Genomic DNA, 10,419 nt, shown 5'->3' with positions numbered 1-10,419 from the left:
AGTTGTGTATTAGAGACTGTCCCAAGCGGCTCTACAAGTGGTTCAGAGATGTCGTTGGCCCCGATGACCACGAGCAACTCAGGCGCCTAATTCGATACCTGAAAGGGTGGGCTGCGGTTGCATTCAAAGATGTGCCGGAAGCGCGGCCAAGCTCTATCCTACTTACGGTGACGGTCGCTGAGGCGTTCAGTCAAATGTGGGCCGCCAGGCTGCTAGGCATTGCTGATGACGACGCGCTCATCGCTGTCGTTGAAAGCTTGTACGAGCGGCTGGTGCATGACAGTCGGGTCTTCAATCCTATTGATGGCAAAGAGGATTTAAACCGCATCGCAGACGATTCTTGGGAGGCCTTCTTAACCCGCCTAGCCGTATTGAACGACGCGGCTCAGGCAGCAAATGCAGCCGAGGACGAGGCATCGGCGGCCTTCGCTTGGGAGGGGGCTTTCCTGTTTCTCATGCCGCTGCCCGAAGTCGACGAGGTAGAGATAGTCGAGCCGGCTACGGACCGTGCGCTCATGCAGGTTCCGGATATTGTTGTGCGGGTCTACGACCGCGAGGGAGGCGATCTCTTGGCGACGCACACGAACGAAGTCCCAAGCGTCCCGAGAGACCGATGGCTGGTTTTCGAGCTTGCCAACCGGCACGTCATTCCAGATTTCGCCGATATTTCCTGGACAGTTCGCAATGAAGGTGAAGAGGCCGACCGCCTTGGCGACCTTGGCCACTTTCGACGTGGCATCAACATGCATACTGCGAGTGAGTCGACGGCCTACCTCGGTAAGCACTACATGGACTGCGTCATCAGGTTGAACGGAACGATCTTCGCTGCCCGCCGAGTTCCGGTTCACATCAAGCCGGATCATCAAAGGCTGCTTGCGCAGGCTCAAAGATCCTGGACGAAGTTGCGTACGAAGAAGAGTCGGCGCCGGTAGCGGGCGTCGCGTCGAGCCACCACGCAGGCGTTGGTATCCTTCCCTCAGAAAACAAAGCGGGAGGGAGCATGTGGACTACTGAGCAGCCATTTCAGGCTCTGGCGTTGACTGGAGGCGGATACCGCGGCTTGTTCACCGCCCGTGCACTGCAAGAGATGGAGGACCACATTGGCGAGCCAATTGGCCGACATTTCGACCTGACGTATGGCACTTCGATAGGCGGCATCATCGCGTTGGCCGTCGCTTTCGAGGTTCCTATGGCCAAGGTCGTGCAGACCTTTGTCGACTACGGGGAGCAAATCTTTCCGCCTAAGCCTAAAGGTAAGCTTGCCGGGCTTGCCAGCCTGGCGAAGCGCATTAAGGCACCGCAGTACCGCGCCGAGGTTCTCCGGGAGGTCATCACCAAGCTCATCGACAAAGACGCCACGCTCAATGACGCGAAGCATCCGGTGGGAATTCCGGCGGTCAACGTGACGGAAGGGCATCCGCAGGTGTTCAAGAGTAGGCACAAGGAGGAATGGACGCGCGACTGGAAGTTCAAGGCTGTTGATGTCGCTCTTGCTACCTCTGCGGCTCCAACGTTCTTCGAGCTTGCTGAAGTTGGAGGATGCCTCTACGCCGATGGAGGTTTGTTCGCCAACGCACCTGACTTGCTAGCGCTGCACGAGGCAGAGCACTTCTTCGGTGTCCCGTGCGAAGCTGTGCGCATGCTGAGCGTTGGAACGACAACTCAGAGCTATTCGATTGCCTTTAGCGCCGGCCGTCAGTTCGGCATCGCTGACTGGATGAGTGACGTTCGTCTCTTCAACGTGACCATATCGTCACAGCAACAGTTCGTAGAGCAGCTCATGGACCACAAGCTGGGCAAGCGCTATTTGCGGGTCGACTACCCTCCGTCAAACGAACAGACGGCGGACCTCGGGTTGGATGTGGCTACTGAGGCAGCTCGGAAGACGCTCTTGGCTTTGGCTGCGAAGACGACCTCGGATATTTTGGGTAGCAAGCTGATGCCCTATCTTCGCCATACACCTCAGCTGAAGCTTGTTCGCGGGGGGTAATTTGTCCGCGTTTGACGGCGTGTCGGCGGTCACGAAACTGGGGTCAGATGTACCCGCTGCCCATGAGAATCCATCAGCTCAACGTGCATCCCGACTCGGCCGACTATTACCGATAGCGCAGGGCGCTCGTCGTTTCGTGCGAGAGCTAGCTTGTGCCATTCTCGGAGGTCAATTCGAGATGGTGAAGGCACATCCTCGGGATGTGTATGCCAATCCCCGAGGTAGCGCGTTGTCCCTCCGCTTTCGTGCCAGAGCCTCTGTGCGACCTCGCGGTGCACGCGCGAATCCCTAGAGAAGAACATGGGCAGGCACCGATCAAATCTCGAAGGTGCGGTTGCGTGCGTAATGAGCATGCCGCGGTCGTGGACCGTTCCGAGAAGGATGCCGCCGCTCTCCGGTCGACGGCCGGTTTGCACGTTTGCGGCAAACACAGCCATAACCGCGCCCGAGAAGTGCAAAAGTACGTCGCTCATGCGGGTAGACCAATCGGTCAGGTGCTGCATGCCAAACAGCCCTCCTGACGTGTTGGCGTGCAGTCTTGTGTCTTCAGAACTCTGCTGCGATCAAGTACGCGGGTCTGCAGCGTGTTCTCCAGACGTCCGTCCATCCACTCTTGGAGCATCTCCATTGCCAATGTCGCGGCCTGCATAGACGCTGTAGCTGGAAATGGGACGAACAGGCCTTCACAACCATGACCTTTGAGCACCGTCGGCGTCGGCTCTTCGAACACTTGGTAGCTTTCCAGCATAGGTGGCTGTGAGATGCAGCGTGAGCAGCCATGCAGTGGCGAATGCTTCATCAATGCGCGAACTGCTAGTCCTGGCCCTTCTACCCATGTAGCTAGGACAGGCAGCTTCTTGGCGTACTTCCACATCAGCCAGTCGGTTAGAGCCTGCGAACCGGTGGCGTCAACCAAGAGGTCGACTTTCCCGAGGTCGAGGTTCTTAACGTCGAATGGCTTGGGCTCGATTTTGGCGCCAGGAGCCAAGCGTCCCAGTTCAACCGCCATCTGCAAGGCTTTGTTCTTGAACAGGTGAGGCATGCCCAGGCGGTGCCGCCCAAGATTCTGTGGACCGAGCCTATCGTTGTCCACCAAGGTCAAACATCCGCCCGACGTGCCGGCTCCTGCTTTGACAAGCATCTCCGCAAGGAAGCTTCCAATCGTGCCGCAGCCGACGAGAACGATGTTGAAACCAGCGAGCGTCTTCGCCAAACCGGCTAGGCTGCGCTCCGCCATGTACTTGTCGTCGATGCGGACGAACTTCAGCTCTGTGAACGAATGGTTGAAGACCTCCTGCCTGAAGTTGCGCAGTTGGCCTCGCCGACGCACTGGTCGCTTGAACAGGACGCCGAACCCATAGTGCAAGGCCGGTGAGTCAATAACCACCGTGGCGAAATCGGCCCCAGCCCGATAGTGGTGGATCAGCTTCTCCTCAATCCGGCGACGACAGGCTGGGTCGAGCAGGGACTGCCAGCGCAGCAACGCGCCGATGTCCTTTGGTGGCCATTCCTTTTGAAGCGGGAACGGCCTGGCTGTAGTTCGCACGCGAATCGTCGGAATACTCTCTGGTGCAAGCTCACATCCCAAGGCACTGAGCTTCCTCTCGGTCCTTGCCTTGTCGTCTGTGATGACGAAGTCAATGGCGTCGCCGTTCTTGGCTACGTAGCCAGGATGGGCTCCCAAGGTGTTTCCTTGGATGTCGAGAAGGCATGACTCGTCACCCCAATAGGCATAGAACTCGTCGGCCAAGTCGTCAACCATCTCACCTGCCAGGACTCGAGCCAGGACCTCGCCAGCTCTCTGGAGGCACGCTAGCGTTTGACCAATTGGGTCGAAAAGGTCCAGCGCGATGGACCCGGCTGCGATGTAGCAGAGATAGCCCCGCGCGGTCAGATGCGGGAGCAGCTTTGGCAGGTCCTTCGGCATCGAAGTGACCGTGACAAGGGGAATCTCGTCCAGCGAGCGCGGCACGAAGAACTCGCATGGGTAGCTCGTTCCGCGCGCGTCTAGCTGGCCTGCAAATCTGAGCCAACCTTGGCCAAATTTCCCGGCGTACGTGAATCCGTTTCGCTTGAGCTGCTCAACATACGAGCTCAGCTCAACGCCGGTGACGCTCATCCAGCGTGGGTGGAGCCGACCAGCGGGGACGGACCTGCCTTCGCAGGCGTCGAAGCGATGACACTCGCTACGCGCGATGCGGCTGCAGCTGCCACCATCGAGCTGGGGGCGCTGGTCACTTTCACTCGATCCGGCCGGTTGGGGAAGCGCGGGCCAAACTGCTGGCGCATCCAGATGACCCCTTGCTCGGCATTGCCTGCTGCTAGTGAGGCCTCCAGAACCGCAGAGAACTGCTCAAAGCTTCGAGCGGCTTCTTCCACGTAGTCCCGGCCTTCCTCCTTGCCAGCTTTCCGCAGACGGTCAGTCAACGACTCAGATTCGTCTTTCGGATGGTTCACGCCGGTGCGTAGCTGCGTGGGGATGCCCTTTGCGACGTTCAGCAGAGACAAGTCATCCCGACCAGGCTCTTGCTGGAACAGCTTTGCCGCGACTGCCATCAATAGGATGGAGGCCGGTCCTCCAGATGCCCAGTTGTGGTCCCGAAACGCCTTCAAGTAGCGAACAACGCGACGTAGTTGCGGGCCCTGTGCTTCGACTTGGTCCACGAACCAGTCGTTCAGAGGGCGAGGGTCGGATGGCTTCCAGTTCTCTTCACGGTGCGCGAGCAGAACCTGGTCGATGGGGAGCGCCTCCCAGCGGTCGATGCTTTCGTTACGTATCACAGAGTCCAGCGTCATGGCCTTCATTGCCATCGACTTCTTCAGCTTCTCGAACTCCTCGTCCGGGATTGCATAGAGCGGGATGTCGATGTGAGCCAGGGTGCTGATGTGGATGCGAATGCAGGTCGGCTTCTTGCTGCCGAACTTCCATCCCTGAAATGCAACTATCGGCGCGAGCGCTGCCTCAGCAATCTCGAAGAACGTCTCAGCCGCCACGCTCGGACGCTTCGTCTGCTGCGTGACGAACGTCATCGGCAGGTAGCAGCCGTCGTCAATGTCAGCTTCCTGCGGTGCCTGGCAAGGAGCGTTTAGCGTCTTGTACGCCCATGAACCCTGCGTGAAGAATCGCGGTTGAGGCGCTTTGCCGGGCAGTTCGAGCTCGGCGTACTTCTTCGGAATGCCCTCGCGGAGCGCGGCCCGTACAAGGCCTTTTGCGTTCTGGATTTCCGTCTTCTGTGCGGAGTCCAGGTCTAGGCGGTCAAGCAGGGCAGTTTCGTTCGCGTCCGAGGTGAAGAAGAGTTGGCTAAGGTTGAGCATTGAGGTGACTCGCGTTGTGGTCAGTAGCAAACAACCGCCGCCGAGGCGTTCCTGAGCCCTCGGTGCTGTCCGAATTCAAGCCTGCTTGACGCCTCGAGCTCCCCTTTGGTCAGCGGTTTAGCCGCTGATCCCTCCTGCCGTACGCCCGCTCTGGCCTATTCCACCGTTACATGTGGGCTGGCGAACATCCTGCAACATGGTGTAAACCCGCATTCCGGCATGCAGGCAGGCCGGCGACTTTTCTGCCCCGGGGGCAAGGGCGCGTCATCCCGTCGCCGACGCTGGCGTCGCCGGGAGGAACTTGGCTGCATACAGCTCCCGTACCGCGTTGAAGGTGTCGATGTTCTCGACATCGCGTTGTACGAACACCAGCTCGGCCGAGCCATGGGTCGGCGAGTCCGTAAGGTAGTGCCCCTTCAGCTTCCTGCCTCCTTCGACGAGCTTTAGCTCACCGGCGCCAGTGGTCTGCTTCCGCTCTGTGGCCCGCATGATCTGGAAGCGATACATGTAACGGAGGTGGACCGTGCTGTGCTTGTCATCGACGTCCAAGGTCTCTGCGAGGGTGACGCTGTCCTGGCGCTCCGTGTACGACAGCAGCGAGTAGTTCAGGAAGGTCTGCTTGATGACAAAGGCTATCGGGATGCGCTTGCCGACGTTCTCGTCGCCCGATTCGTAGCTGCTGTCGAGATAGCCAAACCATACGCCGTGAATGATCGGACGACCGGTCAACCAAGCCAACCAGCCATACGTCCACGGGCGCCGGAAGGCCCAGATTGAGAACAGAACAGCCCAGCTCGCCCCACTGACCAGGCCGACGACCAGCGCTGCGGTGGCGTCGGCGCCGAAGAGGTAATGGCGAACAAGGCCAACCAGGCCACCAATCACGCCTGTGCTGACAGAGACGAACAGCAGCGCCTTCTTCAGTTCGTCGGTTGATAGGGAAACGTTCGCCATCTTCTAGTCTTTCGCAGCGGCATCGACGCCGTTGGCAAACAGGTGAACCTCGCCGGCCTGCGACACCAGCCCTACGCACGCTATTCCCGGTTGCAACGACGCCAAAAGGGCGGCCATCAAACGCGCGCCAGTTCCATGAAAACGCCATGCGGCGTTAGCGGGAATAGGGGGAGAGATGAACTGCGACAAATGCGTCAGCTTCCAGGTGCGAACGGCCACAAAGTGGAATCCGTCGTGAAGCGGATTGCTAATCGCTGACAGGCCTAAAAGCGCATCCGCAAGCTCGACCTCGGTGACATGGCCAAGGTCTGGATTTCCGAAACCATTCGTGAGCTGGAGATGCGGGAGTCGCGCCAGATGCTCATAGAAGACGACGCCGACGCCAGAGAAATCATGGCTACGGGTACGTGCGATGGCCCGAAGTACCTGCTCAGCCCTATCTTCAGGGCGGTCGTCTGCCGCAGCGTTTGAAATGGTCGTCATGCAGTGAGGCGGGCACGAAGATTTTCGTGCGCTTGCGCGCTGCGATTGTCCAACGCCTCCACGGCGAAGTTTCGGCTGCCTACGAAGGCGGGTCATGTCACCGCGGAACGGTGCTGGCGCGCCTCAGGCGCATCCATGGAACAGAAGTTCACCCGGCGTGCAAAAAAGGGCCATCCGGTCAGTTTCCCGAGGCCCAACGCTGTGCCGTCAAGAAGAACGTCCAGCAACTGCTCTGTGGAGCGCGAAGCGCTGATGGTGATCCGCTGCCCCACTGCATCGCCGTTCTGGCGTCATCCCACGAGGAGTGCCCGACGACGACTTTCCTGCAACCAAGCTTGCATCAAGAACCGACAGCTCTGCGACCGGCACCTCCCGGCCTCCCCCGGGGCCAAACCGGCCGTTCAGGATCGGAACGCTGCCGTTAGCCGCCGAACGGTCGGTCTAGGATGTGCAGCGGACACACGATGCGCCGCATGTCGAAAGGCCGGTTCTGATTGAAGCAGCCGTCAGGCTGTCAGCCGCGAATGACGCAGACCAGCCTGAAGCCGACGACCGCTGCGCAGCGGTTGCTCGAGATAAGGCGACACTTTCCCGGCGGCCGCCAAGGGCTGTATCCAACCCGATCCCCCTGCCTCTCGAGCGAGTTCTAACGACGCGCCGTGCGCTTGCGCTGCGAAGTCCGATTAGGCCGCTTTGCTCCCGGGCGCCGCCGTTCCCGCCGAAGCCCTGTCTAGCCAGCTCAGCAGTGCGGCATTTAACTCAGCCGCGGCCTCATGGTTGACCCAGTGGCCCGTATCAAACTCCAGCACCTCGTTGTCTGGCCGCGCCTGCAGGGCCGCCAGCCATGAGGCGGAATGAAACCGAACGGCTTGCGTGTGCCGTAGGCGAACAGCATCGGGCAATGCGGCTCGAAGGGCTGACTGGCGTAGCCGCCTGTCCACCGCAGAACATAGGGGTAGTTCATGTGCGATCCGACTCGGCGCATGTCGCTCGGCGCCTTCGCCCAGCGCGCTATGCGTCGGCTCACCGCATCGCCTTGGGCCGCCGGCAGCGGCCAGGCGAGCGCCAAAGCAAGCTGGTAGCTGGCTATGCCGAGCTTGCCGGCGAGGCCAAGGCTGGAGAGATGCGCCTTGGAGCCGGCGTCCCCTACGTCCAAGGCCAAGATTGCCTCCACTCGCTCTGGATATGCTTGCGCAAAGCGGTAGCCAAAGACGCAGCCCCAGTCATGCAGCAGCAGCGCGACTGGCCGGGCGGGACAGGCGTCGTCGACAACTTGCTGCAAGATCGAAATCACTTCGTCGAGCTTGTAGATGCGGCGTTCGTGCCGGCGGTCAAAACCTGGCAGCGTGAAGCGCACGCAGCGCATGCGCCCGCGTAGCGCCGCTACCTGCGGCTCCCACAGTGCGGCCGTGTCCGGCCAGCCGTGAATCATCACGACGGTTCGTTCCCCGGAACCCTCGATGAGCACGTCCAGCCCGGCGACATGGCGTGTCTCGCGGTCAGGCGATGGATCTCGATTCATAAGGCCATTTTCCAAGGGTTCGTGGCCCCGACTGTCCGCGGCCATTGCAGTGGAGGCATGCGACTCCCGCGCCAGTGGAACCCGATTAAGGACATCGGCAATCCCGCAGCCAGAGTGCCTGGCCGACTGCCTCGCTCATCACGGCGGCCACTACGACCCCGCACCGCTCCTCCACTGGCGGACGACTCCGGGGCGGCCACGGCACGGTCACCGCACCAGCCGCCTCAGCCCGTGGTGATGCCCCAGGAGGTGGTGTAAGTCTTGAGCGAGGCGGCCCGTAGAGGGTGGCCATCGTGAGTCCGGATAAGGTTGAGGTGCGACCCAACAACCCTTGTCCATAGGAAGACACGATGACCGCCTCAACTATCGCATTGGCTGAACTTGCCGAGAAGGGAGCCGACGTCGATGTGCTGCGCCAGATGGTGCAGTTCATGGCCCAGCGGCTCATGGAGATCGACGTCGAGGGGCGCTGCGGCGCCGGCTACGACGAGAAGAGTCCAGAGCGCTTGAACAGCCGCAACGGCTTCAGAGATCGAACCTGGGAGACGCGCGCTGGCAGCGTCGAATTGAAGATCCCCAAGCTGCGCCAGGGGAGCTACTTCCCCGAGTTCCTGGAGCCCCGCAGGACCGCCGAGAAGGCGCTCACGGCGGTCATCCAGGAGGCCTACGTCAAAGGCATCTACACGCGCTCGGTGGACGACCTGGTCAAGGCCATGGGCATGAGCGGCGTGTCCAAGAGCCAGGTCTCGCGGCTGTGCGCCGAGCTCGATGAACGGGTTGGTGCGTTTCTGAACCGGCAGATCGAGGGCGACTGGCCGTACCTCTGGATCGACGCGACCTACGTCAAGACGCGCGAGGCCGGGCGTATCGTGAGTGTGGCCGTCATAGTGGCGGTGGGCGTGAACACCGAGGGACAGCGCGAAGTGCTCGGCATCAAGGTCGGCGCCAGCGAGGCAGAGCCGTTCTGGACGGAGTTCCTGCGCAGCCTGAACCGGCGCGGCCTGCGTGGCGTCAAGCTCGTCATCAGCGACAGTCACGAGGGCATCAAGGCGGCCGCTGCGAAGACGCTCAAGGCGACCTGGCAGCGCTGCCGCGTGCACTTCATGCGCAATGCGCTGGCCTACGCCAACAAGACGCAGCGGCGCATGGTGAGCGCGGCCATCGGCACGGTCTTCGTCCAGGAGACGCCCGAGGCGGCCAGGACGCAGTGGCGCAGCGTGGCCGACCAGTTCAGAGAGAAGCTGCCCAAGCTCAGCGCCATGATGGACGCGGCCGAGCACGACGTGCTGGCGTTCATGGGCTTCCCCAGGGCGCACTGGCCGCAGATCTACAGCACCAACCCGCTGGAGCGGCTGAACGCAGAGATCAAGCGCAGGACCAACGTGGTGGGCATCTTCCCCAACGACGCCTCGATCACGCGGCTGGTCGGCGCCATGATGCTGGAGCAGAACGACGAGTGGAGTCTGAACCGGCGCTACATGCAGTTGGAGGGTCTGCAGGCCCTCAATGATACTGTTCCAACTCGGCTGTCCGCAGTGGCACGCTGAGTACCCCGCGCATCCCAGCCTGTCCGGGCTGTGGACTTACACCAAGCGCCGGGACATCACCCAGCCCGTCGCGGCCGCCCGCTGAACGGGCGATGAAGCTGGTGCCCAGGGTGCGGCCGATCCAACGCATTACTGGACCGAGGCGCGGCCCGACGCCATAAGCAGCAGCGCACCGACACCGAAGGTCACGAGATGCTCGCCCGGAAAGCCGGGCCGGCGGTCGTCATGGCGTTTGACCTCAGCGAGTTTGGACAACAACGGCATGGCGATCTCCTGGCTGGAAGGCGACCAGCATGTGCCTATCGCACGGTACAGCCCAGCGGAGGAAGTCGCCATGGCTTGCATGAAACCGCCTACCGTTGGCGCGTGCAGCAGTTCGACTTGAAAAAGCAAAGAACAGACTCGAAGATTCCCAAACTACTGGAGCGAACATGTCGAACCTGTACGTCTCCCCGCACGTCACCTTGTTCCCCTCAACTCGCCGGTCGGAACGGTGGTTCGTTGGCGTCGTTTCTGCGCTCCAGGGCCCTAGAGCACTCCGGGTTGAACACGAGTGCTTGCCTCTTCGAGACACCGAGCTGGAAGCCTATCTGGATGCATGCGATGAC

Annotated in this window: 10 protein-coding genes; 3 read left to right on the top strand and 7 right to left on the bottom strand. The window is 61.0% G+C overall.

The annotated features are described in order from the left end of the window. Together ACXRVZ_RS08835 and ACXRVZ_RS08830 are read left to right on the top strand one after the other, a co-directional pair. Positions 1-932 (top strand): nucleotide-binding domain-containing protein (locus tag ACXRVZ_RS08835; RefSeq protein ID WP_458232302.1); only part of this gene is annotated, 932 nt, incomplete at its 5' end. Positions 933-1,000: 68 nt separating this feature from the next. Continuing rightward, positions 1,001-1,990: a CBASS cGAMP-activated phospholipase gene (locus ACXRVZ_RS08830; protein ID WP_458232301.1), complete on the top strand. Its 990-nt coding sequence runs from the start codon at positions 1,001-1,003 to the stop codon at positions 1,988-1,990. A gap of 29 nt (positions 1,991-2,019) precedes the next feature. Here ACXRVZ_RS08830 and ACXRVZ_RS08825 read toward each other — a convergent pair whose 3' ends face one another. The 6 genes from ACXRVZ_RS08825 to ACXRVZ_RS08800 all read right to left on the bottom strand — a co-directional run bounded on the left by ACXRVZ_RS08825 (position 2,020) and on the right by ACXRVZ_RS08800 (position 8,264). Beyond that, positions 2,020-2,427 carry a Mov34/MPN/PAD-1 family protein gene (locus ACXRVZ_RS08825; RefSeq protein WP_458232303.1) on the bottom strand — a complete coding sequence of 136 codons (408 nt, stop codon included), beginning with the start codon at positions 2,425-2,427 and terminating at the stop codon, positions 2,020-2,022. Positions 2,428-2,480: 53 nt separating this feature from the next. Continuing rightward, positions 2,481-4,109: a ThiF family adenylyltransferase gene (locus ACXRVZ_RS08820; RefSeq protein WP_458232300.1), complete on the bottom strand. Its 1,629-nt coding sequence runs from the start codon at positions 4,107-4,109 to the stop codon at positions 2,481-2,483. Further along, the gene (locus tag ACXRVZ_RS08815; protein WP_457424259.1) at positions 4,106-5,305 is read right to left on the bottom strand and encodes a CBASS cGAMP synthase; all 1,200 of its coding nucleotides are present in this window, start codon (positions 5,303-5,305) and stop codon (positions 4,106-4,108) included. The genes ACXRVZ_RS08820 and ACXRVZ_RS08815 overlap by 4 nt, the downstream gene beginning before the upstream one ends. A gap of 264 nt (positions 5,306-5,569) precedes the next feature. Further along, a complete protein-coding gene (locus ACXRVZ_RS08810) occupies positions 5,570-6,259 on the bottom strand; it encodes a hypothetical protein (RefSeq protein WP_457424261.1) in 690 nt (229 codons plus the stop codon). 3 nt (positions 6,260-6,262) lie between these two features. Then, positions 6,263-6,742: a hypothetical protein gene (locus tag ACXRVZ_RS08805; RefSeq protein WP_457424263.1), complete on the bottom strand. Its 480-nt coding sequence runs from the start codon at positions 6,740-6,742 to the stop codon at positions 6,263-6,265. A gap of 754 nt (positions 6,743-7,496) precedes the next feature. Next, positions 7,497-8,264 (bottom strand): alpha/beta fold hydrolase, encoded by a 768-nt coding sequence (locus ACXRVZ_RS08800; protein WP_457424265.1) that lies wholly within the window; start codon positions 8,262-8,264, stop codon positions 7,497-7,499. A 350-nt stretch (positions 8,265-8,614) separates the two neighbouring features. Here ACXRVZ_RS08800 and ACXRVZ_RS08795 point away from each other — a divergent pair, with 350 nt between their 5' ends. Beyond that, entirely contained in the window at positions 8,615-9,811 is a 1,197-nt protein-coding gene (locus tag ACXRVZ_RS08795; protein ID WP_457424267.1) for an IS256 family transposase, read from the top strand. Between the two features lie 129 nt (positions 9,812-9,940). On the opposite strand, the gene ACXRVZ_RS08790 is transcribed toward ACXRVZ_RS08795, so the two are convergent. Continuing rightward, on the bottom strand, positions 9,941-10,075 hold the full coding sequence (locus ACXRVZ_RS08790; RefSeq protein WP_457424269.1) for a hypothetical protein: 135 nt from the start codon (positions 10,073-10,075) through the stop codon (positions 9,941-9,943). Positions 10,076-10,419: the final 344 nt, after the last annotated feature.

It is taken from the genome of Roseateles sp. P5_E8 (assembly GCF_054177665.1).
This window is presented reverse-complemented; position numbering and strand designations above follow the sequence as displayed.